Origin of the sequence: Streptomyces sp. NBC_00386, assembly GCF_036063235.1 — a bacterium.
Classification (GTDB): Bacteria; Actinomycetota; Actinomycetes; order Streptomycetales; family Streptomycetaceae; genus Streptomyces.
The window spans coordinates 7,931,704-7,957,970 of record NZ_CP107950.1 but is presented as its reverse complement, the minus strand read 5'-3'; the positions used below and the strand labels follow the sequence as shown (position 1 = coordinate 7,957,970).

The 26,267-nt window shown below is 71.5% G+C and carries 28 protein-coding genes and 1 riboswitch; of the genes, 18 read left to right on the top strand and 10 right to left on the bottom strand.

The features are described from left to right. Positions 1–213 precede the first annotated feature (213 nt). The 5 genes from OG780_RS35045 to OG780_RS35025 form a co-directional block, all read right to left on the bottom strand. Positions 214–888: an urease accessory protein UreF gene (locus OG780_RS35045; protein ID WP_328454970.1), complete on the bottom strand. Its 675-nt coding sequence runs from the start codon at positions 886–888 to the stop codon at positions 214–216. After that, positions 888–2,609, bottom strand: coding sequence for an urease subunit alpha (locus OG780_RS35040; protein ID WP_328454968.1), 1,722 nt, complete (start codon positions 2,607–2,609; stop codon positions 888–890). The genes OG780_RS35045 and OG780_RS35040 overlap by 1 nt, the downstream gene beginning before the upstream one ends. Then, a complete protein-coding gene (locus OG780_RS35035; protein WP_328454966.1) occupies positions 2,602–2,913 on the bottom strand; it encodes an urease subunit beta in 312 nt (103 codons plus the stop codon). The genes OG780_RS35040 and OG780_RS35035 overlap by 8 nt, the downstream gene beginning before the upstream one ends. Before the next feature lie 15 nt (positions 2,914–2,928). Then, positions 2,929–3,231, bottom strand: a complete 303-nt coding sequence (locus tag OG780_RS35030) for an urease subunit gamma (protein WP_326789136.1) — start codon at positions 3,229–3,231, stop codon at positions 2,929–2,931. Positions 3,232–3,642: 411 nt separating this feature from the next. Further along, on the bottom strand, positions 3,643–3,921 hold the full coding sequence (locus OG780_RS35025; protein WP_326789135.1) for a type II toxin-antitoxin system Phd/YefM family antitoxin: 279 nt from the start codon (positions 3,919–3,921) through the stop codon (positions 3,643–3,645). 186 nt (positions 3,922–4,107) lie between these two features. On the opposite strand from OG780_RS35025, the gene OG780_RS35020 reads away from it, so the two are divergent. The 3 genes from OG780_RS35020 to OG780_RS35010 all read left to right on the top strand — a co-directional run bounded on the left by OG780_RS35020 (position 4,108) and on the right by OG780_RS35010 (position 6,066). Beyond that, a complete protein-coding gene (locus OG780_RS35020; RefSeq protein WP_328454962.1) occupies positions 4,108–4,743 on the top strand; it encodes an ATP-dependent Clp protease proteolytic subunit in 636 nt (211 codons plus the stop codon). 7 nt (positions 4,744–4,750) lie between these two features. Continuing rightward, positions 4,751–5,056 (top strand): hypothetical protein, encoded by a 306-nt coding sequence (locus OG780_RS35015; protein WP_328454960.1) that lies wholly within the window; start codon positions 4,751–4,753, stop codon positions 5,054–5,056. Positions 5,057–5,424: 368 nt separating this feature from the next. Then, positions 5,425–5,589, top strand: a riboswitch (cyclic di-AMP (ydaO/yuaA leader). Between the two features lie 3 nt (positions 5,590–5,592). Then, positions 5,593–6,066, top strand: coding sequence for a C40 family peptidase (locus OG780_RS35010; RefSeq protein ID WP_328454958.1), 474 nt, complete (start codon positions 5,593–5,595; stop codon positions 6,064–6,066). A gap of 70 nt (positions 6,067–6,136) precedes the next feature. Here the strand turns inward: OG780_RS35010 and OG780_RS35005 are convergent, their stop codons facing one another. Further along, positions 6,137–6,778, bottom strand: coding sequence for a LysE family translocator (locus OG780_RS35005; RefSeq protein WP_328454956.1), 642 nt, complete (start codon positions 6,776–6,778; stop codon positions 6,137–6,139). Between the two features lie 110 nt (positions 6,779–6,888). On the opposite strand from OG780_RS35005, the gene OG780_RS35000 reads away from it, so the two are divergent. Beyond that, positions 6,889–7,851, top strand: coding sequence for a LysR family transcriptional regulator (locus tag OG780_RS35000; RefSeq protein ID WP_328454954.1), 963 nt, complete (start codon positions 6,889–6,891; stop codon positions 7,849–7,851). Between the two features lie 181 nt (positions 7,852–8,032). Next, positions 8,033–8,989: an IS481 family transposase gene (locus tag OG780_RS34995; RefSeq protein ID WP_328444966.1), complete on the top strand. Its 957-nt coding sequence runs from the start codon at positions 8,033–8,035 to the stop codon at positions 8,987–8,989. Here OG780_RS34995 and OG780_RS34990 read toward each other — a convergent pair. Continuing rightward, positions 8,986–9,444 carry an ATP-binding protein gene (locus OG780_RS34990; RefSeq protein WP_328454952.1) on the bottom strand — a complete coding sequence of 153 codons (459 nt, stop codon included), beginning with the start codon at positions 9,442–9,444 and terminating at the stop codon, positions 8,986–8,988. The genes OG780_RS34995 and OG780_RS34990 overlap by 4 nt on opposite strands. A gap of 212 nt (positions 9,445–9,656) precedes the next feature. On the opposite strand from OG780_RS34990, the gene OG780_RS34985 reads away from it, so the two are divergent. Continuing rightward, positions 9,657–10,514: a helix-turn-helix domain-containing protein gene (locus tag OG780_RS34985; protein WP_328454950.1), complete on the top strand. Its 858-nt coding sequence runs from the start codon at positions 9,657–9,659 to the stop codon at positions 10,512–10,514. A gap of 11 nt (positions 10,515–10,525) precedes the next feature. Then, complete coding sequence (locus tag OG780_RS34980) at positions 10,526–10,750, top strand: DUF397 domain-containing protein (protein ID WP_328454948.1); 225 nt, start codon at positions 10,526–10,528, stop codon at positions 10,748–10,750. Positions 10,751–10,849: 99 nt separating this feature from the next. On the opposite strand, the gene OG780_RS34975 is transcribed toward OG780_RS34980, so the two are convergent. Further along, positions 10,850–11,974 carry an 8-amino-7-oxononanoate synthase gene (locus tag OG780_RS34975; protein ID WP_326789126.1) on the bottom strand — a complete coding sequence of 375 codons (1,125 nt, stop codon included), beginning with the start codon at positions 11,972–11,974 and terminating at the stop codon, positions 10,850–10,852. Between the two features lie 170 nt (positions 11,975–12,144). Here OG780_RS34975 and bioB point away from each other — a divergent pair, with 170 nt between their 5' ends. The 4 genes from bioB (at position 12,145) to OG780_RS34955 (ending at position 16,372) form a co-directional block, all read left to right on the top strand. Then, positions 12,145–13,392 carry a biotin synthase BioB gene (bioB, locus tag OG780_RS34970; protein WP_328454946.1) on the top strand — a complete coding sequence of 416 codons (1,248 nt, stop codon included), beginning with the start codon at positions 12,145–12,147 and terminating at the stop codon, positions 13,390–13,392. Next, positions 13,385–14,665: an adenosylmethionine--8-amino-7-oxononanoate transaminase gene (locus tag OG780_RS34965; RefSeq protein ID WP_328454945.1), complete on the top strand. Its 1,281-nt coding sequence runs from the start codon at positions 13,385–13,387 to the stop codon at positions 14,663–14,665. The genes bioB and OG780_RS34965 overlap by 8 nt, the downstream gene beginning before the upstream one ends. Position 14,666: 1 nt before the next feature. Further along, the gene (gene bioD, locus OG780_RS34960; protein WP_328454943.1) at positions 14,667–15,383 is read left to right on the top strand and encodes a dethiobiotin synthase; all 717 of its coding nucleotides are present in this window, start codon (positions 14,667–14,669) and stop codon (positions 15,381–15,383) included. 299 nt (positions 15,384–15,682) lie between these two features. Further along, the gene (locus OG780_RS34955; RefSeq protein ID WP_328454941.1) at positions 15,683–16,372 is read left to right on the top strand and encodes a class I SAM-dependent methyltransferase; all 690 of its coding nucleotides are present in this window, start codon (positions 15,683–15,685) and stop codon (positions 16,370–16,372) included. Between the two features lie 33 nt (positions 16,373–16,405). On the opposite strand, the gene OG780_RS34950 is transcribed toward OG780_RS34955, so the two are convergent. Further along, positions 16,406–16,780, bottom strand: a complete 375-nt coding sequence (locus tag OG780_RS34950; protein ID WP_326789121.1) for a fic family toxin-antitoxin system, toxin component — start codon at positions 16,778–16,780, stop codon at positions 16,406–16,408. 4 nt (positions 16,781–16,784) lie between these two features. Continuing rightward, a complete protein-coding gene (locus tag OG780_RS34945; RefSeq protein ID WP_326789120.1) occupies positions 16,785–17,024 on the bottom strand; it encodes a toxin-antitoxin system HicB family antitoxin in 240 nt (79 codons plus the stop codon). A 273-nt stretch (positions 17,025–17,297) separates the two neighbouring features. Between OG780_RS34945 and OG780_RS34940 the strand changes: the two genes are divergently transcribed. The 7 genes from OG780_RS34940 (at position 17,298) to OG780_RS34910 (ending at position 25,905) form a co-directional block, all read left to right on the top strand. Continuing rightward, the gene (locus OG780_RS34940; protein ID WP_328454938.1) at positions 17,298–18,242 is read left to right on the top strand and encodes an ABC transporter ATP-binding protein; all 945 of its coding nucleotides are present in this window, start codon (positions 17,298–17,300) and stop codon (positions 18,240–18,242) included. Positions 18,243–18,249: 7 nt separating this feature from the next. Further along, entirely contained in the window at positions 18,250–20,817 is a 2,568-nt protein-coding gene (locus OG780_RS34935) for an ABC transporter permease (RefSeq protein ID WP_328454936.1), read from the top strand. Between the two features lie 141 nt (positions 20,818–20,958). After that, positions 20,959–21,876 (top strand): LLM class F420-dependent oxidoreductase, encoded by a 918-nt coding sequence (locus OG780_RS34930; protein WP_328454934.1) that lies wholly within the window; start codon positions 20,959–20,961, stop codon positions 21,874–21,876. A 57-nt stretch (positions 21,877–21,933) separates the two neighbouring features. Continuing rightward, positions 21,934–22,359: a GNAT family N-acetyltransferase gene (locus OG780_RS34925; RefSeq protein ID WP_328454932.1), complete on the top strand. Its 426-nt coding sequence runs from the start codon at positions 21,934–21,936 to the stop codon at positions 22,357–22,359. Between the two features lie 277 nt (positions 22,360–22,636). Beyond that, a complete protein-coding gene (locus tag OG780_RS34920) occupies positions 22,637–23,962 on the top strand; it encodes a hemolysin family protein (RefSeq protein ID WP_328454930.1) in 1,326 nt (441 codons plus the stop codon). Continuing rightward, positions 23,959–24,972, top strand: a complete 1,014-nt coding sequence (locus OG780_RS34915) for a hemolysin family protein (protein ID WP_328454928.1) — start codon at positions 23,959–23,961, stop codon at positions 24,970–24,972. The genes OG780_RS34920 and OG780_RS34915 overlap by 4 nt, the downstream gene beginning before the upstream one ends. A 135-nt stretch (positions 24,973–25,107) precedes the next feature. Next, positions 25,108–25,905 (top strand): SGNH/GDSL hydrolase family protein, encoded by a 798-nt coding sequence (locus OG780_RS34910; RefSeq protein ID WP_328454926.1) that lies wholly within the window; start codon positions 25,108–25,110, stop codon positions 25,903–25,905. The last annotated feature ends 362 nt before the right edge of the window (positions 25,906–26,267 follow it).

Genomic DNA, 26,267 nt, shown 5'->3' with positions numbered 1-26,267 from the left:
CCGGAGGCCAGGGGCCCCCGACCGATCGGCGGGCACCGACAGCTCCGGGGCGGAGTGCCCCGGGGACGCGGCCCCGTCCGGCTTCGGCCGCCGCCGGGTTCCTTGGGGCGTGGAGTCCCACGAACCCCCGCAGCGACCCCTGAGGACCCCGGAGCCCGGCGGCGGGACGGTCGGCGGGCTCCCGAGGGTCCGAGAGCCCGCGGCCCGCGTCCGCTAAGAGGCGAAGAGCCGCACCGGCCAGGCCGCGTGCGCCTCCGCGCCGATCTCCAGCAGCGGTGCCGACGCCGCGGGAAGCGCCTCGACGCCGTCGTCGAGAACCCGCCGCGCCGCACTCGCCGCCGCGTGGGCGACGACGTCCAGTTCCGGCGCGAGCCGGGCCAGCGCGGCCGTCGCGTCGAACGGGTCGAGGCTCAGCAGCCGCACCGTCGCCGACGCGGGCCCGCTGACGCACTCGTACGCGGAGCAGTACGCGGCGTCCTCGGGCCCGAGACCGGCGGCCCGCGCGGCCACGCCCAGCACGACCGGCTGATGCGCCCCCTTGGGGAACTCCCGCGCCAGCGCGTCGAGTTCGGCGGAGGGCCAGGTCGCCCTGGCCGCCCGCATGAGCTGCCGTCCCAGCCGCCGCGCGGTGACCCGCAGGGCGAGCGAGGGCGTACGGGCGTCGGCGGCCGCGTCCAGGGCCACCGGGTCGACCCCGAGTGCGGCCGCCGCGGCCAGCGCGGCCGAGACGAGTCCGGTCGTGTGCAGCCGGCCCCGGCAGAAGTCCTCCAGGTCCGCCGCTCCGGTGATCCGTCCGGCCCTGACCGCGGCCTCGGCCCCGCCGGAGTGCGCGTGCCCTCCGGCGGGGAAGCGGCCGTCGGCCAGGACGAGGAGCGCTGCCCGGGACATCAGAAGAGGAAGTAACGCTGGGCCATGGGCAGTTCGGCGGCGGGAGTCGCCTCGACGAGCTCCCCGTCGATGTGCACGGCGAAGCTGTCGGGGTCGATCCGCACCTCGGGCCGTGCATCGTTCTCCCGCATGTCGGCCTTGGTCACCGCCCGCGTCGACTCGATGGCGACGAACCGCTTGCCGAGCGAGAGCCGCTCCGGCAGCCCGTCCTCGATGGCCAGCGGTGCCACGAAGTTGAAGGAGTTCGCGGCCGGGGCCCGCCCGATCGCCCCGAACATCGGCCGGGGCAGGACCGGTTGCGGTGTCGGGATGGACGCGTTGGCATCGCCCATCTGCGCGTACGCGATCATTCCGCCCTTGATGACGAGGTGCGGCTTGACCCCGAAGAACGCGGGCTCCCACAGCACCAGGTCGGCGAGCTTGCCGGTCTCCACCGAGCCGATCTCGCGGGCGAGTCCCTGCGCGAGCGCCGGGTTGATCGTGTATTTGGCGACATAGCGACGTACGCGGTGGTTGTCGGCGCGGCCGTCGCCCGGCAGGGAGCCCCGGCGCCGCTTCATCACATGGGCCGTCTGCCAGGTCCGCATGACGACCTCGCCGACGCGGCCCATGGCCTGGGAGTCCGAGGAGATGATCGAGATGGCGCCGAGGTCGTGGAGTATGTCCTCGGCCCCGATGGTCGAGGGCCGGATGCGGGACTCGGCGAAGGCCAGGTCCTCGGGCACCGCCGGGTTCAGGTGGTGGCAGACCATCAGCATGTCGAGGTGTTCCTCGGCGGTGTTGACGGTGTAGGGCCGGGTCGGGTTGGTGGAGCTGGGGAGCACGTACGGCTCGGAGACCACGGACATGATGTCCGGCGCGTGCCCGCCGCCCGCACCCTCCGTGTGGTACGCGTGGATACCGCGTCCGGCGATGGCGGCGAGGGTGTCGGCGACGAACCCGGACTCGTTCAGCGTGTCGGTGTGGATGGCGACCTGGATGCCGGTGCGGTCGGCGACGGTGAGCGCGGCGTCGATCGCGGCGGGCGTCGAGCCCCAGTCCTCGTGGATCTTCAGGCCGAGGGCGCCGCCCCGGATCTGCGAGAACATCGCCTCGTGCGAGACGGTGTTGCCCTTTCCGAGCAGACCGAAGTTGAGCGGGTACCCCTCCATCGCCTCCAGCATCCGGGCCAGATGCCAGGGTCCGGGGGTGACGGTGGTCGCCTTGGAGCCCTCGGCGGGGCCGGTACCGCCGCCGACGAGCGTCGTGATGCCGGAGGCGAGGGCCTCGTCGGCGATCTGCGGACAGATCAGGTGCACGTGCGCGTCGATGGCGCCCGCGGTCAGGATCCGCCCGTTGCCCGCGATGATCTCGGTCTCGGGGCCGATCACCAGGTCGGGATGGACCCCGTCCATGGTGTCCGGGTTGCCGGCCTTGCCGATGCCGGAGATCCGGCCGTCGCGCATGCCGACGTCGGCCTTGACGATCCCCCAGTGGTCGATGATCACGACCCCGGTGATGACCGTGTCCGGGGTGCCGTCTGCGCGCGTAGCGCGTGATTGGCCCATGGACTCACGGATGACCTTGCCACCGCCGAACACCGCCTCGTCACCGGCGAGACCGGGTCCGCCGGAACGGTCCTCCTCGATCTCGACCAGCAGGTCCGTGTCGGCGAGGCGGATGCGGTCACCGGTGGTCGGACCGAACAGATCGGCGTACGCGGCACGCGAGATCTCAGGCATCGAGGGCACCTCCGGTCTCCCCGCGCAGTCCGGGCACCACGCGGGCGCCGGCGAGCGGGACGAGTTCGACCTCGACGGGGATCCCGGGCTCGAAGCGCACGGCGGTGCCGGCGGCGACGTTGAGCCGCTTGCCGCGCGCGGCGGCGCGGTCGAAGTCCAGACCGGGATTGGCCTCGGCGAAGTGGTAGTGGGAGCCGACCTGAACGGGGCGGTCGGCGGCGTTGAGAACGGTCAGCCGGGTGGCCTCACGGCCCTCGTTGAACACGACGGGTCCGTCGGCGAAGAGGAACTCTCCGGGAATCACGGCGCTTGCCCTCCGTCAGACGATCGGGTCGTGGACGGTGACCAGCTTGGTTCCGTCCGGGAAGGTCGCCTCGACCTGGACGTCGTGGATCATCTCGGGGATGCCCGTCATGACGTCGTCCCGGGTCAGGATCTTGCGCCCGGAGGACATCAGCTCGGCGACGGTACGGCCGTCACGGGCGCCCTCGAGGATGTGCGACGTGATCAGGGCGACGGCCTCGGGGTGGTTCAGTTTCAGTCCACGGGCCCGGCGCTTCTCGGCGACATCGGCCGCCACATGGATCAGCAGCCTCTCCTGCTCGTGCGGGGTCAGTTGCACGGCGTCCCACCTCACATCCTCGCTCCGGACCGTGCGGGGCCCGGTGGCCGTGGCCACCAAAACCCCTGGTGGCGTGGATGCGCACGCTAGTTGGCCGGAGTTTCGAGGACGTTAACCAGCCTGTGATCCCTTCCGGGCCGGGCCGGGGGAACTCCTCGGGTCCGCGATGCCGCCCCGCTTGCCCCGTTCCGCCCGACCGGGCCGCGACGGCACCCGTGGATGCCGTGAGGCCGTCGAGGGCAGGACCGTATACGGCGTACCGGGCGACTCGCGGGGAGCCTCCCCGCCGACCGGTGACGGCGGCCGCGGTCGCGTCGGCGGCCCGTGACCCGACAGGCGGCGTTCGCCCCGTCGCGACGCCCGGGTACGCGCTTCGACGGGCAGACGTGGCGGAGGTGGCCGCCGGGGACCCTAGGAAGCGCTGGGCCCCCGGTGCTCCGCCGCGATGCCGAACCGCTGCCGCTCGCGGGGCGCCGACGCCACCTCCCGGACGCTGGACAGAGAGCTGATCACCTGGCCGTCCGCGGGCTCCTGGAGTTCTTCGAGGCGCTCCAGGTCGGCGGCCGAGACCAGGGCGACGAGCGGCTTGCCGTGCCGCGTCACGACGACGCGCTCGCCGCCGTACACGACGCGGTTGATCAGTTCGGCGAGCTCAGCCCTGGCTTGCGTCACCGGAATCTCGTAGGCCATGACGTCCAGCTTAGACCGGGCCTCCGGCACACCGCGGGGCCCGGGATCCCCCCGCCCGGCGGCGCACGGCACCGCTCGGACGGTCCCCGGACAGGGGCGGGGCCGATTTCGCTCTCAGCATGCCCCCTTCCCTGGAGACGTACGTCCTGTACATTTTTTACAGACGTCGATCTGAGGAGGCGTGCCATGCACAGCCCGTCCGCCCGCCATGTCCTGCCGGAGTTCACCGAACGCACGAGCTCGGGGCACCGGACCCTGGATCCGTACTCGAAGCTGCTCAGCGAGCGGATCGTGTTCCTCGGGACCCCGATCGACGACACGTCGGCGAACGACGTGATGGCGCAGTTCATGTACCTCGAACACCAGGCGCCCGAGCAGGACATCTCGCTGTACATCAACTCCCCGGGCGGCTCCTTCAGTGCGATGACCGCGATCTACGACACGATGCGGTTCGTCACCTGCGACGTGGAGACGGTCTGCCTCGGCCAGGCGGCGTCGGCCGCGGCCGTCCTGCTGGCCGGCGGCACCCCGGGCAAGCGGCTCGCTCTGCCGGGAGCGCGCGTCCTCCTGCACCAGCCGTCGGTCCCGGAGCCGATCCAGGGGCAGACGAGCGACCTGGTCATCCAGGCCGGGGAGTTGCTGCGCACCCGCGAGATCCTCGAGGACATGCTCGTACGGCATACGGGGCAGAGCCCGGAGCGGGTCGCCGCGGACATCGAGCGGGACAAGATCTTCGACACTCCGGCGGCGCTGGACTACGGGCTGATCGACCAAATCGTCCCGAGCCGCAGGACCTCGCTCGAGACGCCCGGCGCGAGGTGAGCGGGCGATGATCCCGGACCTCCCCCCGCTGCCCGCGCTGACCCGCGCCGAGGCCGAGCTGATCGACCGCTATCTCGACGTGGTCGACCTGATCGGCCGTATCAACCCGTCCCGTCCCGGAGACACCTATCGCGGCCTGAGGGCGGCTCAGGCACTGGTCGGCAAGGCGGCGGCCCTGCGGGACGCTCTCACGCTGATGCACCAGCGGGGCGAGAGCGAGGTGCACGCCCCGACGCTGGCCCAGGCCCTGCGGGTGCTCGACGGGGAGCGGCGGGCGAACCGGGTCACCGTGCCGCCCGGGTCCGGCAGTTGACGGACCCGCACCAGAAGGCAGGTACGCGCCGTGGCCGCCGACGTCCGGACCACGACTCAAACGGACCGGATGGTGTACCCCCTGTTGGCGTATTCGCCCAACCTTTCTACGACCCCTCCGAGTTGCGCAACACACGGCATCCGAAGGCCGGATGAGGACCGTCGTCGCAGGTGCGGGGCCCATCGACGTCCCCAACACGTGCTCGAACGGAGGGGTGTTCACTCGAACGGGTGAGTGGTGAGTAAGCCCACAAAACACCGGTTCCGCTCGGATTTTCCGACTCCCATGGGTCAAGATCCCTTCCGACGACAAGCCCCCGCCACAGCGGCGGGGCGGTCCGGGCGGACGCCGAGTCCTGCCGCCGCCCGGATGCCCGGTCGACAGATGTGGATCGGCAGGAGTGGAGGACCCAGCTAGACGGGCCGCCGGAACAGTTCCGGGCGGTCCTTGGGGTGAAGCCGCAGCCGCGGCCGGGCAACTTCGCCAGCCCGAATCCGACAGGTCATCCTTCACAGGCGGCTGACGAAGGGTTGCGCATGACTGCGCTCAATCGTGTCCCGTCGCTGTGGACCCGGGCCGGTACGGCCTCGGCCCTCACCCTTGCCGCGGTGGGCGGCAGCCTCGTGGTACCCGGCGTCGCGCCGGACGCCGAGGCGGCCACTCTTGCGACGAGGGCACTCCAGGTCGCGGCGTCGAAGCACGGCTCCCCCTACCAGTGGGGCGCCACGGGACCTCACCGCTTCGACTGCTCCGGGCTCACGCTCTACTCGTACAAGAAGGCGGGCAAGAAGCTGCCTCGTACGGCCGCGGCCCAGTACAACAAGACGCACCACGTCTCGGCCTCGCACCGCAAGGCCGGTGACCTCGTGTTCTTCCACTCCGGCCGGAACGTGTACCACGTCGGTATCTACGCCGGGAAGGGGAAGATCTGGCACTCTCCGAAGACCGGGGAAGTGGTGAAGCTCCAGAAGATCTGGACGAGAAGCGTCTGGTACGGCAGGGTCAGCTGACCTTTCACCCGGGGCGACGGCACGCGCCGCCGCCCCGGAGCGGGCCCTCCACGGGCCGCCCGACGCCCTCTCAGCTCCTCAGTGGCTCCAGCACCAGGGCGACGCCCAGAACGGTGAGAGCGCCGCCGGTGGCCCCCGCCACGGCGCGCGCGGCACGCGGCCCGCGCAGCCACCGTCCGAGCCGGTCGACCAGGAGCGCGACCGCCGGGAACCACACCAGGGCCAGGACGACCACGATCAGCGCGAGCACCAGCGTCCGCGGCATCACCGCGCTGCCCGCGGGCACGAACTGCGGCAGGAGGCTCAGGAAGGTGACGGGCGCCTTCGGGTTGAGCACGTTGGTGACGAACCCCTGCCGCAGCGGACGCGGGCCCGCCCCCTCGGTCACGGCCCCCTCGCCCGCCGGTCCGTCAGCCGCCACGCCGCGCGGACGGTACAGCGAGTGGAGCGTGCGCAGGCCCAGGTACAGCACATAGCCGCCGCCGAGCAGCTGGAGCGTCCGGAACAGCATGGGCACGGCGGTGAGGACCGCGGCGACCCCGGCGACGGCGAGCGCGGTGTGGACGAGCAGGCCGCCCGCGATGCCGAGGGCGCAGGCGACTCCGGCACGGCGCGAGACGAGGGCGTTGCGTACGACGACGGTGAAGTCCGCGCCCGGCATGGCGACCATCCCCGCGGCGACACCTGTGAAGGCGATGAGCTGTGCGTCCATGCGCCCAGGCTGCCCGGAGCGGGCCTTCAGCAGGTATGTCGAATATCCTGGGCGGGCCTTAAGCAATCGTTTAGACCGGGCGGGGTGCCACCGGTCCCGGGGAGGCCGCGATGTACGACCCGACACGGCTCGCGGCGCTGGTGGCGGTCGCCGAGGCGGGGTCGATCACCCGGGCCGCCGAGCGCCTCGGATACACCCCGCCGGCGCTGTCCCAGCAGGTGGCGAAGCTGGAACGGGAGGCGGGGGCGACGCTGCTGGTGCGCTCCCATCGCGGGACGCGGCTCACCGACGCGGGTGAACTGCTGGTCGTACGGGCCCGCCGGGTCCTCGACGAGATGGAGCTGGCCCGGCACGAACTGGCCGGTCTGACGGGACTGTCGGGCGGCACGCTGCGGCTCGGCACCTTCCAGACGGCGGGCACCCATCTGCTGCCGCCGGTACTCAGCGCCTTCCGCCGGGCCCACCCGGACGTGGCGCTCGCGGTCGCCGACTACGAGCCCCCGCTCGGGATCGCGGCGGTCGCGGCCGGCGAGGTGGACCTGGCCCTCACGCACACCTACCGGCCCGCCGCGCCGGTACCGGTCCCGTCGTCCGTGGGCGTCGAGCCGCTCCTCGTCGAGGAGCTGGTGCTGGTGACCGCTCCCGGCCACCTCCTCGCGGACGGTACGGCACGGCTGCCGCTCGCCGAACTCGCCGGGCAGCCGCTGATCAGCATGGCCCCGCACCACCCTCCCCGGCAGGGTGTGGAGGCCGCGCTCGCCCGGGCGGGGGCCACACCGGCGGTGCTCGTCGAGACACCGGTGTACGCCCTGGTGTGCGCGCTGGTCAGCGCTGGGCTCGGGGTCGCGGTCGTACCCGAGATGGTGGCGGCGACCGCGGCGACGCCGGTGAGCGCCCGGCTGCTGGAGCCGGGAGACCTGCGCCGCACGATCTCGGTCGCCCACCGGGCGGATGTCACGGTCCCCGCGGCCGACGCGTTCCGCGCCCTGCTGCGCGGGGCGTTCGGGCGAGCCGGAAGGCACCGGCTCTCCGGCCGTCCGGAGAGCCAGGGGCGTCGGGACGACATCCTCTAGTGCCCCTCCCCGTACGACTCCGTCAGGTCTGCCTCGATCCCGGGGTCCCGCCAGGGTCTGTCGTTCGGATCAGGCCCTAGGTGTATTGATCACGAGCGTTGTTGACACTGGCGGGTCTTGAACATGGCGAAGACCTCCGATGTGGTGGAGCTGTCTAGGACTGCACCGCACGGAGGTCTTCGTGTCCCACCGTAATGCCCGGCTGACCGTTCATGGCAGGCGGCTGCTGGTCGAACGTGTCTGCGCGGGCCGCCCGGTCGCTCATGTGGCGGCCGAGATGGGCGTCTCCCGAGCCACGGCCCACAAGTGGGTCCGCCGCTGGCGGGACGAGGGCGAACCGGGCCTCGCCGACCGCTCCAGCCGGCCCCGGACGACACCGCATCGCACACCTGCGGCCCTGGAGGCCCGGGTCTGCCAACTGCGGCAGGCCCGCAAACTCGGTCCCGCACGGCTCGGCCCGATCCTGGGCCTGCCCGCCTCGACCATCCACCGGATCCTGACCCGCCACGGCCTGAACCGCCTGGCCCACCTGGACCGGCCCACCGGCCAGGTCATCCGCCGCTACGAACGCGACCGGCCCGGCGAACTGATCCACATCGACGTCAAGAAGCTCGGTCGGATCCCCGACGGCGGCGGCCACAAAGTCCTCGGACGCCAGGCCGGCCGCGCCACCCGCAGCAGCATGGGCTTCGACTACGTCCACTCCGCCGTCGACGACCACAGTCGCCTCGCCTACAGCGAGATCCACCCGGACGAGAAGGTCGCCACCTGCGCGGGCTTCCTCACCCGCGCGGCTGCGTTCTTCCACACGCACGGCATCACCCGCATCGAACGCGTGCTCACCGACAACGCCTGGGCCTACCGCAAGGGCCTGGCCTGGAAACAGGCCCTCGCCGAGATCGGCGCGACCGGAAAGCTGACGCGCGCCTACCGGCCGCAGACCAACGGCAAGGTCGAACGCTTCAACCGCACCCTGCTCGACGAATGGGCCTACCTGCGGCCCTACACCAGCAACGACGAACGCACGGCCGCCCTGGACGACTTCCTCCACGGCTACAACTACCATCGCTGCCACACCGCCCTCGGAGGCCAGCCACCCATCAGCCGTGTGAACAACGCTGCGGGTCAATACACCTAGGGCTCTTCCGGCCACCCCGCCGGCACCGGCTGGACGGGGACCGTCCACGGGAGTTCGATGGAGACCGTCTTGCCGCCCTCCCGGGTCGGCACGACGGTGAGCCTGCCGCCGCTTTCGGCGGCCAGCCAGCGGATGATCACCATGCCCCGGCCGTTGTCCTGCTGGACGGCCGCGGGGAGCCGCTTCGGAAAGCGCGGATGACTGTCGGTGACACCGATACGCAGACGCTCCTCCCGGTCGAGACGCACGCCGACCGTGAAGGTGGGTGACTGCCCGAACGTGTGCTGGACGGCGTTGGTGGCCAGTTCGGACACGATCAGACGGACGGTCTCGGCGACTTCGCAGTCGCCCGGCAGGCCCCATTCGGACAGCACTTCGGCGACGAATTTACGGGCCACGGAAACCGAGACCGGTTCGCTCGGCAGGGTGACGGATGCTTCCTGATGGTCTGCCATGGCGACGTTCGTCCCTTTCCCACGGGACCGGAGCCCGACACCGAGCGGATGGTTCGAGTACGGTCCCGGACTGGTGCTTGCGCCAGACTGCCATTACCGGGCCGGTCGCGGGTGCGATCCACCGACTAATGCATATATCTGTCGCTCGATGCGGTGAACTCTGCGTCGGCAGAGCATATTCGGGCGACTTGGAAGGAGTAAGGAGAACAGTCATGCAGCACGGTCCCGCGGTGCGCCGCCGCAAGCTCGGTGCCGAACTGCGCGCGCTCCGCGCGGGTACGGGCCTCACGAGCGGTGAGGCGGCCCGCCTGCTCGGCTGGCACCAGTCGAAGGTGAGCCGCATCGAAACCGGCACCAGCGGGGTGAAACCGGCCGATGTGGAGCGCCTGTTGCACGCGTACGGCGTCGATGATCCCGAACTGCGAGAACTTCTCGTCGTGTTGGCCGGATCCGAGGGCAACGGGCGCCATCACTGGTGGCACGCGTACCGCGGTGTGCTTCCCCCCGCCTACCGCGACTTCATCAGCCTGGAGTCGGGCGCCAGCGCCATGCGCACCCTGGAGACCTCTGTCGTACCCGGACTGCTGCAGACGCCCGAGTACGCCCGCGCGGTCACGCGGGCCGCCGTGGACGGTCTGGAGGAGAGCAAGCTCGACGCTTTGGTCGAGGTACGCCTGGCCCGGCAGGACGTCCTGCGGTCGAACCCGCCGCTGGAACTGTCCGCCGTCCTGGACGAGGCGGTGTTGCGGCGGGAGGTCGGCGGCCCCGACGTCATGGCGAGCCAACTGCAGCGGCTGCGGGAGGCCGCCGTCCTGCCCCAAGTACGGCTCCAGGTACTGCCGTTCGCCGCCGGGGCACACATCGGAGTTACCGGGCCTTTCGTTATTTTCTCATTTCCGAACACAACCGATCTGGATGTGGTTGTTCTCGACCACTTGACGAGTAGCCTCTATCTCGAACGGAAAGAAGACCTCCAGGCCTACACCGAGGCCTTCAACGCTCTTCAGTTCCACGCCCTTTCACCCGAGGACTCGTTGGACTACATCGCCGCGACAGGTGACGGCGCGTAAGGAGGCACGTCATGTCAGCAATGCCTCGGTACGTACCTTCCAGCACTTCACTGCACCCTGTGCGATGGCTGCGCAGCAGCCGCAGTACCGGGATGAACAACTGCGTCGAGACAGCACGCCCGACCACCGGACCCTGGTCCGGAATGGTCGCGGTGCGCGATTCCAAGAACACGGCGGGACCCGCCCTGCTGTTCACCCCGGACGTCTGGGAGGGGTTCATCACCGGGCTGGACTGACCCCGCACGGTTCACCGCTCCGACAGATCACCGGCCGACCGCTCCGGCGTATCACCGGCCGACCGCTCCACCGGTTCACCGGTTCACCGGTTCACCGGTTCACCGGTTCCGGCTGATCACGTCCACCGCGTGCTCGATCTGCTCCTCGGTGAGGTCCGCGCGGGCCGTCAGCCGCAGCCGCGAAACACCGTCGGGCACCGACGGGGGACGGAAACAGCCGACAGCGAGGCCCGCCTCGCGGCAGTCGGCCGCCCACCGCACCGCCCGTTCGGGGGACGGTGCCCGCACGGAGACGACCGCGGCGTCCGGTCGCACCGCGGAGAGGCCCTCCGCCGTCAGCCGCGTGTGCAGTGCCCTGGCCACCTCGCGCGCCCGTGCCGCCCGCTCCGGTTCACGGCGCAGCAGCCGCAGCGCCGCCAGTGCCGCGCCCGCCGCCGCGGGCGCCAGGCCGGTGTCGAAGATGAAGGTGCGCGCCGCGTTGATCAGATGGTCGATGACGGCCGCCGGGCCCAGGACGGCGCCGCCCTGGCTCCCGAGCGACTTGGAGAGCGTGACGGTCACGACGACGTCCGGGTCCCCCGCGAGCCCCGCGGCGTGCGGAGCGCCCCTGCCGCCGTGGCCCAGGACACCGAGCCCGTGCGCGTCGTCGACGATGAGTCCGGCGCCGTACTCCCGGCAGGCCAGGGCGAGTTCGGCGAGCGGGGCCGCGTCGCCGTCCACCGAGAAGACCGTGTCGGAGACCGTGACCGCGGGTCCGTCGTGGGTGCCGAGCGCCTTGCGCACGGCGTCGGGGTCCACGTGGGAGACCACCTGTGTGGTGCCGCGGGCGAGCCGGCAGCCGTCGATCAGGGAGGCGTGGTTGCCGGCGTCCGAGACGACCAGCGAGCCGTGCGGCGCGAGCGCGGTGACGGCGGCGAGGTTGGCCGCGTAGCCCGAGGACAGGACGAGCGCGGACTCGAAGCCGCAGAAGTCGGCCAGTTCGCGTTCCAGCTCGCCGTGGAGTTCGGTGGTGCCGGTGACGAGCCGGGAGCCCGTCGCGCCGCCGCCCCACCGGCGCGCGGCCGCGGCCGCGCCCTCGGTGACCTCCGGGTGGCGGGCGAGCCCGAGGTAGTCGTTGCTCGCGAGGTCGAGGAGCGGCGAGTCCGCCGGACGCGGGCGCAGCGTACGTACGAGTCCGGCCCTGCGGCGCGCCTCGGCCTGCTCGTCGATCCAGCCGAACGCCATGTGTCCTCCGGGTCTCGCCGCATGCGCGGTGGCGGTGATTTGTAGGCAGTGCACAGACCCTAGCGGTCGCTCCGCGGGCCCATGATGTGGCAATACCCACACGTCGAACCATCTCTGTTGTGCAAACTCTCCTTGGCCGGAAGCGGTCGCATAGGCCAGGATCGGACCTCATGGACCTGCTGAACACGCTGGTGGACAAGGGGCTTCGGCGCGAGCTGCCGACCCGCGACGAGGCGCTGGCCGTACTGGCCACCTCCGACGACGACGTACTCGACGTGGTGGCCGCGGCCGGCAAGGTGCGCCGTCACTGGTTCGGGCGACGGGTGAAACTGAACTATCTCGTCAACCTGAAGTCGGGCCTGTGCCCGGAGGACTGCTCGTACTGCTCGCAGCGTCTGGGCTCCACGGCCGGCATCCTCAAGTACAGCTGGCTCAAGCCCGACGAGGCCTCCCGGGCCGCGGCGGCCGGGCTGGCCGGTGGCGCCAAGCGGGTCTGCCTGGTGGCCAGCGGGCGCGGCCCGACGGACCGTGACGTGGACCGGGTCTCCGACACGATCAAGGCGATCAAGGACCAGAACGAGAACGTCGAGGTGTGCGCCTGCCTGGGCCTGCTCTCCGACGGCCAGGCCGAGCGGCTGCGCGCGGCGGGCGCGGACGCCTACAACCACAACCTGAACACGTCCGAGGGGACGTACGGGGAGATCACGACCACCCACACGTACGCCGACCGGGTGGACACCGTCCAGAAGGCGCACGCGGCGGGGCTGTCCGCCTGCTCGGGTCTGATCGCGGGCATGGGCGAGTCGGACGAGGACCTCGTCGACGTCGTGTACGCGCTGCGCGAGCTCGACCCCGACTCCGTTCCGGTGAATTTCCTGATCCCGTTCGAGGGAACCCCACTCGCCAAGGAGTGGAACCTCACCCCGCAGCGCTGTCTGCGGATCCTCGCGATGGTCCGCTTCGTCTGCCCGGACGTCGAGGTCCGGATCGCCGGCGGCCGCGAGGTGCATCTGCGCACGCTCCAGCCGCTGGCCCTGCACCTCGCCAACTCGATCTTCCTCGGTGACTACCTCACCAGCGAGGGCCAGGCGGGCAAGGCCGACCTGGAGATGATCGCGGACGCCGGCTTCGAGGTGGAGAACGCGGGCGAGGTGACGCTGCCGGAGCACCGCGTGCCGTCGGGCGGCGGCTGCGGATCGCACGCGCAGGACGGGTGCGGATCGCACGACGGCGCCGGGTGCGGATCGCACGCGGAGGCCGGATGCGGGTCCCACGAAGACGGCGGGGTGTGCGGTTCGGTCTCCGCGGCTCCGGCCGAGGTGCCCGCGGCTGTGGCCGAGGCGCCCGCCGACGCCCGTACGGACCTGGTCTCCGTGCGTCGCCGCGGTGCCGGAACGGACCTCGCGCCCAATGCCTGAGCTGTCCGTGCGGGAACTGCTCGACCTCGACCGGCGGCACGTCTGGCATCCGTACGGGCCGATGCCCGGGCGCCAGGAGCCGCTGGTCGTGGAGTCGGCGAGCGGGGTCCGGCTGCGGATGGCCGACGGCACGGGCGAGCTGATCGACGGCATGTCGTCCTGGTGGTCGGCCATCCACGGCTACAACCACCCGGTCCTGAACGACGCGGCACGCGGCCAGCTGGACCGCATGAGCCACGTGATGTTCGGCGGGCTCACCCACGAGCCCGCCGTCCGGCTGGCGAAACTGCTGGTCGACATCTCGCCGGAGGGTCTGGAACACGTCTTCCTCGCCGACTCCGGCTCGGTCGCGGTCGAGGTCGCCGTCAAGATGTGCCTCCAGCACTGGCGCTCGCTCGGCCGACCGGGCAAGCAGCGGTTGCTGACCTGGCGGGGCGGCTATCACGGGGACACCTGGCAGCCCATGTCGGTGTGCGACCCCGAGGGCGGGATGCACGAGCTGTGGCAGGGCGTGCTCCAGCGCCAGGTCTTCGCCGACGCGCCGCCGGCCGGGTACGAGGAGTCGTACGCGGACCGGCTGCGCGAGCTCGTCGGGCGGCACGCCGACGAGCTCGCCGCCGTCATCGTGGAGCCGGTGGTGCAGGGCGCGGGCGGGATGCGCTTCCACTCCCCCGCGTATCTGCGGGTGCTGCGCGAGGCCTGCGACGAGCACGACGTCCTGCTGGTGTTCGACGAGATCGCGACGGGTTTCGGCCGTACGGGTGAGCTGTTCGCCGCGGACCACGTGGGTGTGACCCCGGACGTGATGTGTGTCGGCAAGGCGCTGACCGGTGGTTATCTGACGATGGCGGCGACGCTGTGCACCTCGCGGGTGGCCGACGGCATCTCGCGCGGTGAGGTCCCGGTGCTCGCGCACGGCCCGACCTTCATGGGCAACCCGCTCGCCGCCGCTGTGGCGTGCGCCTCGATCGACCTGCTGCTGGGCCAGGACTGGCGGACCGAGGTGAAGCGGATCGAGGCCGGTCTGCGGGAGGGCCTCGCGGAGGCCGCCTCGCTGCCGGGCGTCCGGGACGTACGTGTGCTCGGCGCGATCGGAGTCGTCCAGCTCGACCACGAGGTGGACATGAAGGCGGCGACGGCGGCCGCGGTGCGCGAGGGCGTGTGGCTGCGGCCGTTCCGCGACCTCGTCTACACGATGCCGCCGTACGTCACCGGCGACACGGATCTGGCACGGATCGCCCGCGCGGTGTGCGCGGCGGCGCGGGAGGGCTGAGATGACGGTACTGGTGATCACGGGTACGGGCACGGAGGTGGGCAAGACGGTCGTCACGGCCGCCGTCGCCGCCACGGCTCTCGCGGCCGGGCGGTCCGTCGCCGTCCTGAAGCCCGCGCAGACGGGTGTACGACCGGACGAGCGCGGCGACGCGGACGAGGTGGCCCGGCTCGCCGGTGCCGTCACGACCCTCGAACTGGGCCGTTATCCCGAGCCGTTGGCGCCCGCTACGGCCGCCCGGCGGGCCGGACTGACGGCCGTGTCCCCGCAGTCGGCGGCGGAGGCCGCGGCGAAGCTCGCCACCGAGCACGATCTGGTGCTGGTCGAGGGCGCGGGCGGTCTGCTCGTCCGGCTGGACCACGAGGACGGGACGCTCGCGGACGTGGCCCGGCTGCTGGACGCGCCCGTGCTGGTCGTCGCTTCCGCGGGGCTGGGCACGCTCAACACGACGGAACTGACGGCTCGTGAACTGCGGCTGCGGGAACTGGAGTTCGCGGGGGTCGTGATCGGGAGCTGGCCGGACTCCCCCGATCTGGCGATGCGGTGCAATCTCGCGGACCTCCCGGCCGTGTCCGGGGCGCCCCTTCTGGGTGCGGTCCCGGCGGGCGCGGGTGGCCTCTCGCCCGCGGACTTCCGTGCCGGAGCGCCGAGTTGGCTGGATCACCGGCTGGGCGGACGCTGGAACGCCGGGGTCTTCACCGCGGCGCACACAGCCTGAGCCGGCCACCGCACGTCCCTGTCACCGGTGACAGGTGGCCCGTCACCCGTCACCCGTCACCCGCCATCGGTCACCGGCCATCGGTACGTCACCGGTCACGACACTCCACTCGCGGCCCGCGGCCCGTGTCGCGTGTCGCGTGTCCGTCGCCGGGTCACCGGTGACCCGGCGACCGCCGTGGGTTCGGCCGTGACCGGATCCCCGGTCGGGTGAACCCGCCTCGTACGCGACGCGCGGCGCGTGCGGTGGACGTCCCGGGGGGAGAATCCCGGTGAACCCTGTCTCCCGGGAGGTCCGAAATGCCGTTCAAGCCGCTCCGGCCGGCCGGCCCCGGCAAGGTCTCCGCGCACGCCGTGCACCATCCGGTGTTCGCCCGCTACTACGCCCGCTTCAGCACCGGCGCCGAGACCCGGATGGGGATCGGCCGGCTGCGTGAACGGCTGCTCGCCGGACTGTCCGGGCGGGTGATCGAGATCGGCGCGGGCAACGGCCTGAACTTCGCCCACTATCCGGGCACCGTCTCGGAGGTCGTCGCCATCGAACCCGAGCGGCTGCTGCGGCAGTTGGCGGTGGAGGCGGCGATGCGCTGCGAGGTGCCCGTCGATGTGGCCCCGGGTGCCGCGGAGGCCCTGCCGGTCAAGAGCGAGGCGTACGACGCCGCCGTGCTCTCGCTGGTGCTGTGCAGCGTGCGGGACGTACCGAAGGCGCTCGCCGAGGTGCGGCGGGTGCTGCGCCCCGGCGGCACGGTGCGGTTCTTCGAGCACGGCCGCGGCGGTGGACGGGTCATGGGGTCCGTCCAGCGGGGCCTGGACGCCACGGTGTGGCCGCGGCTGTGCGGCGGCTGTCACGTGGCCCGCGACCCGATCGCCTCACTGCGTGAGGCGGGGTTCGAACTGGGCCCGTACCGGAGGCTGTTGATGCCGGAGAAGGGGCCACGCCTGCCCACGTCGTACTGCGTCCTGGGCACCGCCCGGCGGCCGCTCGACTGACGAGCGCGCCCCCGGCGCCCGGGACAGCGGGTGTCACAGACTCCAGCGGCGCAGTTCGTGGGCGATGTCGTGCACGGTGGCCTCGCCGCTCTTCACCAGGCGGGCCAGTTCCCGCACCTGTTCGGGCGAGGTGACGACCTTCAGGCCGCTGGCGACGAGATACGCGTAGGCGACGGCCGAGGCGAACATCGCGTTGGAGCGTTCGAGCGCCGGGACGTGCAGCAGGAGCTGGAGCAGCGCGGCCGCGCGGGCGTGCGGGCTGTCGTAGACGGGAATGCCGAGGATCTCCGCGTCGTGCCGGCTGACCGCGGCGACGAGGGATCCCCAATCGGTGACCTGGGGGTCTCCGGGTGTTTTCTGTTCGGCGATCATGAGAAGCCAGGCAAGATCGACTCTGAGACTGCTCAAGGGATCAACGACGACCTTCGCTGGTGCCTTCGCGGTCCGCGCCGAACTCCTCGACGAAGACGGACTCGTACTGCTTCATGAAATCGGCGGCGGCTTCCACGAAGGTGTGGCCCACCTCCCCGGTGTCCTGCCGGACCAGTTCCTCGATATAGCGGTTCACGCTCATCCCCCGTTCCAGGGCGCGCTCCCGAGCGGCCCTCGCGGTGCCTTCGTCCACTCGGACGTTCAGCTGAGTCTTCGCCATCCTTCGAAGCTAGCGCGATATCGCTAGCACCGGCAAGAGGGCCTGGTCCAGGGCGGAGAGCCAAGGCGTGGGGCCAAGGTGTGGGGCCGGATGGAGAGCCGCGGTGGACCTCGGTGGAGAGCCGCGGTGGAGATTGCCCCTTACATCGATATCAGGGGCACACCCTGGGACGGAGACGGTGCGGCACCTAGGGGGGATACCGGGTGTGCCTCCGATCACACTACGCTCGGGCCGGACGAGGAGTCCGGACCATCCATCACAGAGGAGGCGGTCTTGTCCACAGCTGCTGCGGAGCAGATTCCGGGCCGCGCGGAGGGGGACGGGATCGCCGCCCGCGCCCGCGGCCTGACCAAGGCGTACGGTTCCGGCGAGACCACCGTACTGGCCCTCGACTCGGTCGACGTGGACATCGCGCGCGGCCGGTTCACCGCCGTCATGGGCCCCTCGGGCTCCGGGAAGTCCACCCTCATGCACTGTCTGGCGGGCCTGGACACCGTCTCGGCCGGACAGGTGTGGCTGGGCGACACGGAGATCACCGGGCTGAAGGACCGCGAGCTGACCCGGCTGCGGCGGGACCGGATCGGCTTCATGTTCCAGTCGTTCAACCTGATCCCCACCCTGAACGCGGCCGAGAACATCACGCTGCCCATGGACATCGCGGGCCAGAAGCCCGACCAGAAGTGGCTCGACCAGGTCATCGACACCCTCGGGCTGCGCGATCGGCTGAAGCACCGGCCCGCCCAGCTCTCCGGAGGACAGCAGCAGCGCGTCGCCTGCGCGCGGGCGCTCGCCTCCCGGCCCGAGCTGATCTTCGCCGACGAGCCGACCGGCAACCTGGACTCGCGGGCGGGCCTCGAAGTCCTCGGATTCCTGCGCGAGGCCGTGGACGAGCTGGGCCAGACCGTCGTCATGGTCACGCACGACCCCGGCGCCGCCGCCCACTCCGACCTGGTGCTCTTCCTCGCGGACGGGCGGATCGTGGACGAGATGGAGCGGCCCTCGGCGGACGCCGTACTGGAGCGGATGAAGCGTTTCGACACGGTTCGGGTGACCTTCGACGGCGGGCGCGGCAGGCCCGGTGGAACGGCGTCCGAGGGCGACGCGGATCTCGCAGCCGGCGTCCACGGCGCGGATGACACGGCTCCCGCCGCCGACGACACGGCCCACGGCAGCCCCGGCGGCACCGCTCCCGGCGACGTAACCCTCGACAAGGACTGAGGCGGTCGTGCTCAAGGCGACACTGCGAAGCTTTCTCGCGCACAAAGGGCGACTGCTGCTCTCGGCCCTGGCCATCGTGCTGTCCGTGGCCTTCGTCGCGGGCAGTCTCATCTTCTCGGACACGGTGACCCGTACGTTCGACCGGCTCTTCGCCTCGACCGCGGCCGATGTGACCGTGGAGCCGAAGAACGACCTGAAGTCCCAACTGCCGACCGGCGCCACCGAGACCGTTCCGGCCTCCCTCGCGGACCGGCTCGCCGGGGTCGACGGAGTCGCCGCCACCCATGTGGACGCGTCGGTGGAGAACGCCCCGGTCGTCGACAGCGCGAACAAGTCGGTCGGACCGACGACCGGCGCCCCCACCATCGTCACCAACTGGGAGATCACCGAACGCAGTCCGGTGAAGCTGACCTCCGGACACGAACCGCACGGCGGCGAAGAGGCACTGCTCGACGCGGACACCGCCGACAAGAAGCACCTCGGCATCGGCGACACCCTCACGGTGCAGGCGCAGCCCGGCTCCTTCGAGGTGCGGATCGTCGGGATCGCCACCTTCACCACCACCAACCCCGGTGCCGCGCTGGTCTTCCTCGACACCCCGACCGCGCAGTCGAAGCTCCTCGGCCGCTCCGACGCCGCCACGAGCATCTCCGTCGACGCCGCGCCGGGTGTCGGCGACGCTGCGCTCAAGCGGCGCGTCTCCGCCGAACTCGGCAGCGGGCCCTACGACGTGAAGACGGCCGAAGAGCAGGCGAAGTCCTCCGCCGAGGCGCTCGGCGGATTCCTCGACGTGATCAAGTACGTGATGCTCGGCTTCGCCGGGATCGCGGTGCTCGTCGGCATATTCCTCATCGTCAACACCTTCTCCATGCTGATCGCCCAGCGCACCCGGGAACTCGGGCTGCTGCGGGCACTGGGAGCCGACCGGCGTCAGGTCCGCCGGTCGGTGCTCACCGAGGCGCTGCTCCTCGGCCTGGTCGGTTCGACGCTCGGCCTCGCGGCCGGGATCGGGCTGGCGGTCGGGCTGATCAAGCTGATGTCCGCCTTCGGCATGAACCTCAAGTCCACGGAGATGGTGATCGGTTGGCCGACTCCCGTGGCAGCGTACGTCGTCGGGGTCGGCGTCACGTACGTCGCGGCCTATCTGCCGGCCAGGCGTGCGGCGGGCGTCTCCCCCATGGCGGCCCTCTCGGACGCCGAAATCGCGGGCGTGGGACGGCCGTTGCGGGTACGGGCCGTGGTGGGCGGGGTCGTCGGCGCGGCCGGGGCCGCGGCCCTCGCGGGATGCGCGGCCTCGTCCAGTACCTCGACCGCGGCCTCGCTGCTGGGACTCGGTGTCGTCCTGACGCTGATCGCCACGGTGATCGCCGGACCGCTGCTCGTCCGCCCGGTGATCCGTGTCCTCGGTGGCGCGTTCCCGGCGATCTTCGGCCCGGTGGGCCGGATGAGCCAGCGCAACGCGCTGCGCAATCCACGGCGCACCGGTGCCACCGCCGCCGCCCTGATGGTCGGTCTCGCCCTGGTCGGCGGGATGTCCGTGGCCAGCGCGTCCATGAGCAAGTCCTTCGACCAGCAGATCGACAAAACGCTCGGCGCCGACTTCGTGCTCCAGAACGCCAACTTCGTGCCGTTCTCGCACGAGGTCACGGACAAGGTGCGCGCCACCGACGGGGTCGGACTGGTCGTCAGGCAGCGGTTCACCCCGGTCGCGGTCAAACTGCCCGACGGCAAGCGGGTGGAGACGACCGCCGCGGCCTACGATCCGCGGCTCGACGACGTCGCCCACATCACGTACGCGCGGGGTGACACGGCGGCGGCGCTCGGCGACGGTCGCATCGCCATGGACGCGAAGTTCGCCGAGGATCACGACGTGCGGGTCGGCAGCACGATTCCCGTCGAGTTCCCTGCAGGGCGCAAGACCGAACTGACGGTGGGCGCGCTGACCGACCAGGCCGGCAGCGGAGGGTTCGGAATGCAGGGCGGACTCTTCTTCGGTTTCGGCACGATCGAGAAGTACGTGCCCGGCGGGCAGGACTCGTCGCTGTACGTGAACGCGGCCCCGGGCACCGCCCCGGACCGGCTGCGCCCCCGTCTGGAGAAGACCCTGGAGCCGTATCCGCAGGTCCAGGTCCGCGACCAGGCCGACTACAAGAAGCTCGTCCACGACCAGATCGCCGTCCTGCTGTACCTCGTGTACGCGCTGCTCGGGCTCGCGATCGTGATCGCCGTGCTCGGCGTGGTCAACACCCTCGCCCTGTCCGTCGTGGAGCGCACCCGTGAGATCGGACTGCTGCGCGCCATCGGTCTCGGCCGGCGCCAACTGCGCCGGATGATCCGTCTGGAGTCCGTGGTGATCGCCGTGTTCGGCGCGATCCTCGGGCTGGCGCTGGGGATCGTCTGGGGTGTCTGCGTGCAGCAGGTGCTCGCGCTCCAGGGCATGGAGGCGCTCGCCATCCCCTGGACGACGATCGTCGCGGTCGTGGTCGGCTCGGCCGTCGTCGGAATCGTCGCGGCGCTGCTTCCGGCCCTGCGCGCGTCGCGCATGAATGTGCTCGCGGCCATCGCCCACGAGTGACCACGGGCTCGCCCCGGTCCAACCGGGCCGGGGCGTTCCCGTCGACTCACACCGCTTCCCGGTCCGCCAGGGCCCGGGACCGGCCACCGCTCGCCCCGGCCCGCGCGGCCGGGGCGAGTCCCCCTGAGGAAGGGATGGTTCATGTCGCGCCCGTTCCGTTTCGGTGTCAGCCTCATCGCCCCGGCGACCGCCACCGAGTGGGCCGCCAAGTGCCGCCGAGCCGAGGAACTCGGCTACGACGTGATCACCGTGGCGGACCATCTGGGCATGCCCGCCCCCTTCCCCTCCCTGGTCGCCGCAGCGGCGGCGACCCGACGGCCGCGGCTCGGCACGTTCGTGCTCAACGCGGCCTTCTGGAACCCCGCGTTGCTGGCCCGTGAGGTGGCCACCACGGACGCGCTGACGGACGGCCGTCTCGAACTCGGCCTCGGCACCGGATACGTACCGGCCGAACACGAGACGGCGGGTCTGCCCTTCGGCACCCCGCGTGAGCGGGTCGACCATCTCCTGCGCACGATCGAGGAGTTGGAGCGCCTGCTCGGCCCGGACGGACTCTCTTCCGGCACGCCGTGGCCGGGCGGGAAGGCGCCCGAGCGGCCGAGCGGCGGGCCGCCGCGGGTACCCCTGCTGATCGGGGCCAACGGCGACCGGATGCTCGGCATCGCCGCGGAACACGCCGACATCGCATCGTTCACGGGAGCGCGCACCGGGCGGAACGGCACGCTGGAACCGCTCACGGCCACCGAGCTCGACCAGCGTGTCGCCCTCTACCGGAAGGCGTCCGCCGCCCGCGAGGAACCCGCCGAGCTCAACCTGCTGATCCAGATCGTCACCGTCACCGACGACCGCGACGCCGCTGTCCGGCCGTGGCTGCCCCGGCTCCCGCAGCTGACCGGGCGGGAGGTGCTGGAGCTGCCCATCGTCCTGATCGGCAGTGTGGAACAGCTCGTCGGCCAGGTCCGGGACCTGCGGGAGCGCTACGGGTTCTCGTATCTGACGGTGCTGGAGCCGAACCTGGAGGCCTTCGCTCCCGTGGTCCGCGAACTGAGCGGCCGGTGATCGTCCGCATGGCGGAAATGCCGTTCCGGCGCCCGGCGGGCGTGATGGGATCGGATCATGACCGACTTGCGGATACGGGTCGCTCGGCCCGAGGACCTCGACGCCGTGCTCGCCTTCTGGAAGGTGGCCGCCGAGGGCACCAGCATCAGTGACGACCTCAGCGGCACGGAACGGCTCGTCGCCCGGGATCCCGGGGCACTCCTGCTCGCGGAGCGCGCCGGGGAGCTCGTGGGCACGGTGATCGCCGGCTTCGACGGCTGGCGCTGCCATCTGTACCGGCTGGCGGTCCGTCCGGACCGGCGGCGCCTCGGCATCGGCTCCGCGCTGCTCGCCGCGGCGGAGGAGCGCTTCGTACGGCTCGGGGGGCGGCGCGGGGACGCCATGGTCCTGGAACGGAACGAGACCGCCCACCATGCCTGGCGGGCGGCTGGGTATACGCCGGAGGAACAGTGGCGGCGCTGGGTGAAGCCGCTCACCGACTAGCCGGACCGCTGGTCGTCGGCCGGTGGGCGGTGGTCCGCAGGGACGGCGGCCGCTCCCCCGGGCCCGGCGGGACGGCCGGCACCGGTCGGGGCACCACCACCCGGAAAGGTCACTTTGCCGATCCTTTACCCTTGTTGGACCATCGTTCCTCCGACGAAAGGCGTGAGCGTCCATCCATGGGCGAGCCTCCCAGTACCCGCGGCCGTGATGCGCACGGCGGCCCGGGACATCGCGCGATCCCCCAGTCCCTGGCCGACCATGGGACGGAGGTGACCCGATGACCGAAGTGTTCCTCCTGCTGGTCGCAGTTCTGCTGTCGCTGGCCTGCGGCGGCTTCGTGGCGGCCGAGTTCTCCCTGACCACCGTCGAGCGCAGCGAGCTGGAACGTGCCGTGGAGCGCGGCGAGCGCGGCGCCTCCGGGGCCCTCAAGGCCGTACGGAACCTCACCTTCCAGCTCTCCGGCGCCCAGCTCGGCATCACCGTGACGAACCTTGTAGTCGGCATGCTCTCCGAGGCGTCGATCGCCAAGCTCATCGCGGGCCCCCTGGAATCACTGGGCGTCCCGCCCTCCGCGTCGAACTCGGTGGCGCTGGTCATCGGTACGGCACTCTCGACCGTCTTCCTGATGGTCGTCGGCGAGCTGGTCCCCAAGAACTGGGCGATCTCCTCACCGCTGGCCGTGGCCAAGCGGGTGGCGACACCGCAGCGCTGGTTCAGCGCGGCGTTCCGCCCGTTCATCGCCCATCTCAACAACACCGCGAACCACGTCGTACGCCGCTTCGGCCTCGAACCCGCCGAGGAGCTGGCGTCCGCCCGCGGGCCCCAGGAGCTGGCGGCGCTCGCCCGGCACTCCGCCAAGGAAGGCGCCCTGGAGGCGGACACCGCCGAGCTGTTCGTGCGCACCCTGAACCTCGCCGACCTGACCGCGGAGAACGTGATGACACCGCGCGTCCAGGTCATCGCGCTGGACGTCCAGGCGACCTGCGAGGACGTGGCGAACGCGACCCGGGCGACCGGCCTGTCCCGTTTCCCGGTCTACCACGGGAGCCTCGACGAGGTCGTCGGCGTCGCGCACATCAGGGACGTGCTGACCGTGCACGCCTCCAGCCGGACCCAGACACCGGTCTCGCAGATCATGCGCGAGCCGCTGCTCGTACCGGAGTCGCTGACCGTCGACAGGCTCCTGGACCGGCTGGCCGGCAAACGCACGATGGCCGTGGTCATCGATGAATACGGCGGTACGGCCGGCGTCGCCACCCTGGAGGACATCGTGGAGGAGGTCGTCGGCGAGGTACGCGACGAGCACGACCCGCACGAGACGCCCGACCTCGCCCCGGTCGGCACGGACGCCGAGGGCCGGGCACTGTACTCGGCCGACGGATTCGCCCGTACCGACCAGCTCGCCCGGGTCGGACTGCGGGTGCCCGACGGACCGTACGAGACCCTGGCCGGTTTCATCGCGACCGAGCTCGGCCGGATCCCCGCCGAGGGGGACAGCGTCGAGGCCGACGGCTGGCGGCTCGATGTCGTGGACGCCTCGGGGCGGCGGGCCGCACGAGTGCTGCTGCACGCACCGCACAACGCCGAGGAGAGCACGCGATGACCGCCGTACAACTGCTGGTCGGACTCGCGACGCTCGTCGTGAACGCCTTCTTCGTCGGCGCCGAGTTCGGCCTGATCTCGGTGCGCCGCAGCCAGATCGAACCGCACGCCGAACGGGGCGACCGGCGGGCACGGAGCGTTCTCTGGGGCCTCCAACACGTCTCGGCCCTGCTCGCGACCGCGCAGCTCGGCATCACGCTGTGCACCCTGGTGCTCGGCATCGTGGCCGAACCCGCCATCGCGCACCTGCTGGAGCCGGTGTTCCACGCGGTGGGCGTCCCCTCCGGCGCGGGCCACGCGGTCTCCTTCGTCATCGCACTCACCCTGGCGACGTATCTGCACATGCTGCTCGGCGAGATGGTGCCGAAGAACGTGGCGCTGGCGGAGCCCGTACGCACGGCACTGGTGCTCGGACCGCCGCTGGTCACGCTCTCCCGCGCGCTGCGCCCGGTGATCTTCGCGGTCAACGCCTTCTCCAACGGGCTGCTGAAGCTGCTGCGGGTCGAGACGAAGGACGAGGTCGCGGCGACCTTCTCCGACGACGAACTCGCCCGCCTGGTCAAGGACTCCAGTGCGGCGGGGCTCATCGACCACCGCGCCCAGGAGCGGCTGCGTGACGCCCTGGAGCTGGGCCGCCGCCCGGTGCACGACGTCGTGCTCCCGGTGGAACGCGTCGTCTACGCGCGCGTGGGCGTCACTCCGGAGGAGCTGGAGCGGTTGTCCGCCGAGTCGGGGTTCTCCCGCTTCCCCGTCGTCGACGAGGGGCGCCGGATCGTCGGCTACCTGCACGTCAAGGACGCGCTGGACGCAGTCCCTCGCGAGGTGCCGTTCCGTGTGGAGGACATGCGGCACATCGCCCGCGTCCGCGAGAGCACCCCTCTGGACGACGTCCTGACCGCGATGCGCCGCAGTCGTACGCATCTCGCGGCGGTCATGGGCAGCGACGGACGGCTCACGGGACTGGTGACGATGGAGGACGTCCTGAGAGAGCTGTTCGGACAGCCGGCGTAGGAGAGACGCTCGGGCTCCGGTGCGGGAGAGCGGCGGGACCCCGGGGCCCGCTCGGCGCCGGGGTCGCCCTCCCCGCTCCGGTGGGACGATCCGACCGACCGACGGGTATGTGTTCGGGTTACCATCTTTCTCGCCATGCAGATGAATGCCTCATACACCAGCCTCGTCGCGGTCGGCGACTCCTTCACCGAGGGCATGTCGGACCAGTTGCCCGACGGTTCGTACCGAGGATGGGCCGACCTCCTCGCGGGCCGGATGGCGGCCCGGACGCCCGGTTTCCGCTACGCCAACCTCGCGGTGCGCGGCAAGCTGATCGGGCAGATCGTCGACGAGCAGGTGGACGTGGCCGCCGCCATGCGGCCGGATGTGATCACGCTGGTGGGCGGTCTCAACGACACCCTGCGGCCCAAGGTCGACATGGGACGCGTCCGCGGTCTCCTGGAGGAGGCCGTGGAACGGCTGGCCCCGGCCTGCGAGCAGCTCGTCCTGATGCGCAGCCCCGGCCGCAACGGTCCGGTCCTCGAACGCTTCCGGCCCCGCATGGAGGAGCTCTTCACCGTCGTCGACGCCCTCGCCGAGCGGCACGGCGCTCTGGTGGTCGACCTCTACGGGGCACCCTCGCTCGCCGACCCCCGCTCCTGGGACGTCGACCGGCTGCACCTGACCGCCGATGGACACCGCCGGGTCGCGGAAGCCGTGTGGCAGACGCTCGGCCACGAAGCCGAGGACCCGGAGTGGCACGTCCCGTCGGCGCCCACCGCGCCTCCCGGCTGGGTCTCCCGCCGCACCGCCGACGCCCGCTTCGCCAGGCAGCATCTGCTGCCGTGGATCGGGCGACGGCTGACGGGGCGCTCGTCCGGGGACGGCCGGCCGGCGAAGCGGCCGGAGCTGCTGCCCTACGAGGATCACGTCACGGGCGGCCACGGCGGCTGAGTTTGCGATCCACCGAGATGCCTCCGGACGCCGCGGGCTCCGACCCTGTTCACGTGCCGACGTTCCCGAGCACGGTGGCCGCGGGGGCTCGGCGAAAGAGCTGGGCAAAGCGTCTGGCGGGCGGCTTCCGCCGTGCCGCTCTCTCGAGTGACACGGCGGCCCATGCTCCGCATAGAGGAGGACGCTACCGGTTCCCCCCGCGGCCGCCACAGGGCGCACGGGGGGCGCTCGACAGCGCGGGAGCGCCGTTGGATGCGCCCGGAACTACGGCTGGGCCCGGCGCGTACGCCGGGCCCCGCCGACGGCCCCTCCAGCTTTGCGGAGCATGGAGAGGAGCCGTCTCGCCACCCCGGAGAGGATGA

Excerpts from the sequence above, each read along its gene's own strand:
- OG780_RS34980 (WP_328454948.1), top strand. The coding sequence starts at position 10,526 with ATGTCAGCAATGCCTCGGTACGTACCTTCCAGCACTTCACTGCACCCT.
- OG780_RS34925 (WP_328454932.1), top strand. The coding sequence starts at position 21,934 with ATGACCGACTTGCGGATACGGGTCGCTCGGCCCGAGGACCTCGACGCC.
- OG780_RS34990 (WP_328454952.1), bottom strand. The coding sequence starts at position 9,444 with ATGGCAGACCATCAGGAAGCATCCGTCACCCTGCCGAGCGAACCGGTC.
- OG780_RS35045 (WP_328454970.1), bottom strand. The coding sequence starts at position 888 with ATGTCCCGGGCAGCGCTCCTCGTCCTGGCCGACGGCCGCTTCCCCGCC.
- OG780_RS34910 (WP_328454926.1), top strand. The coding sequence starts at position 25,108 with ATGCAGATGAATGCCTCATACACCAGCCTCGTCGCGGTCGGCGACTCC.
- OG780_RS35040 (WP_328454968.1), bottom strand. The coding sequence starts at position 2,609 with ATGCCTGAGATCTCGCGTGCCGCGTACGCCGATCTGTTCGGTCCGACC.
- bioB (WP_328454946.1), top strand. The coding sequence starts at position 12,145 with ATGGACCTGCTGAACACGCTGGTGGACAAGGGGCTTCGGCGCGAGCTG.
- OG780_RS34945 (WP_326789120.1), bottom strand. The coding sequence starts at position 17,024 with ATGGCGAAGACTCAGCTGAACGTCCGAGTGGACGAAGGCACCGCGAGG.
- OG780_RS34930 (WP_328454934.1), top strand. The coding sequence starts at position 20,959 with ATGTCGCGCCCGTTCCGTTTCGGTGTCAGCCTCATCGCCCCGGCGACC.
- bioD (WP_328454943.1), top strand. The coding sequence starts at position 14,667 with ATGACGGTACTGGTGATCACGGGTACGGGCACGGAGGTGGGCAAGACG.
- OG780_RS34985 (WP_328454950.1), top strand. The coding sequence starts at position 9,657 with ATGCAGCACGGTCCCGCGGTGCGCCGCCGCAAGCTCGGTGCCGAACTG.
- OG780_RS34915 (WP_328454928.1), top strand. The coding sequence starts at position 23,959 with ATGACCGCCGTACAACTGCTGGTCGGACTCGCGACGCTCGTCGTGAAC.
- OG780_RS35015 (WP_328454960.1), top strand. The coding sequence starts at position 4,751 with ATGATCCCGGACCTCCCCCCGCTGCCCGCGCTGACCCGCGCCGAGGCC.
- OG780_RS35025 (WP_326789135.1), bottom strand. The coding sequence starts at position 3,921 with ATGGCCTACGAGATTCCGGTGACGCAAGCCAGGGCTGAGCTCGCCGAA.
- OG780_RS34975 (WP_326789126.1), bottom strand. The coding sequence starts at position 11,974 with ATGGCGTTCGGCTGGATCGACGAGCAGGCCGAGGCGCGCCGCAGGGCC.
- OG780_RS35005 (WP_328454956.1), bottom strand. The coding sequence starts at position 6,778 with ATGGACGCACAGCTCATCGCCTTCACAGGTGTCGCCGCGGGGATGGTC.
- OG780_RS34965 (WP_328454945.1), top strand. The coding sequence starts at position 13,385 with ATGCCTGAGCTGTCCGTGCGGGAACTGCTCGACCTCGACCGGCGGCAC.
- OG780_RS35000 (WP_328454954.1), top strand. The coding sequence starts at position 6,889 with ATGTACGACCCGACACGGCTCGCGGCGCTGGTGGCGGTCGCCGAGGCG.
- OG780_RS35010 (WP_328454958.1), top strand. The coding sequence starts at position 5,593 with ATGACTGCGCTCAATCGTGTCCCGTCGCTGTGGACCCGGGCCGGTACG.
- OG780_RS34920 (WP_328454930.1), top strand. The coding sequence starts at position 22,637 with ATGACCGAAGTGTTCCTCCTGCTGGTCGCAGTTCTGCTGTCGCTGGCC.
- OG780_RS35020 (WP_328454962.1), top strand. The coding sequence starts at position 4,108 with ATGCACAGCCCGTCCGCCCGCCATGTCCTGCCGGAGTTCACCGAACGC.
- OG780_RS34955 (WP_328454941.1), top strand. The coding sequence starts at position 15,683 with ATGCCGTTCAAGCCGCTCCGGCCGGCCGGCCCCGGCAAGGTCTCCGCG.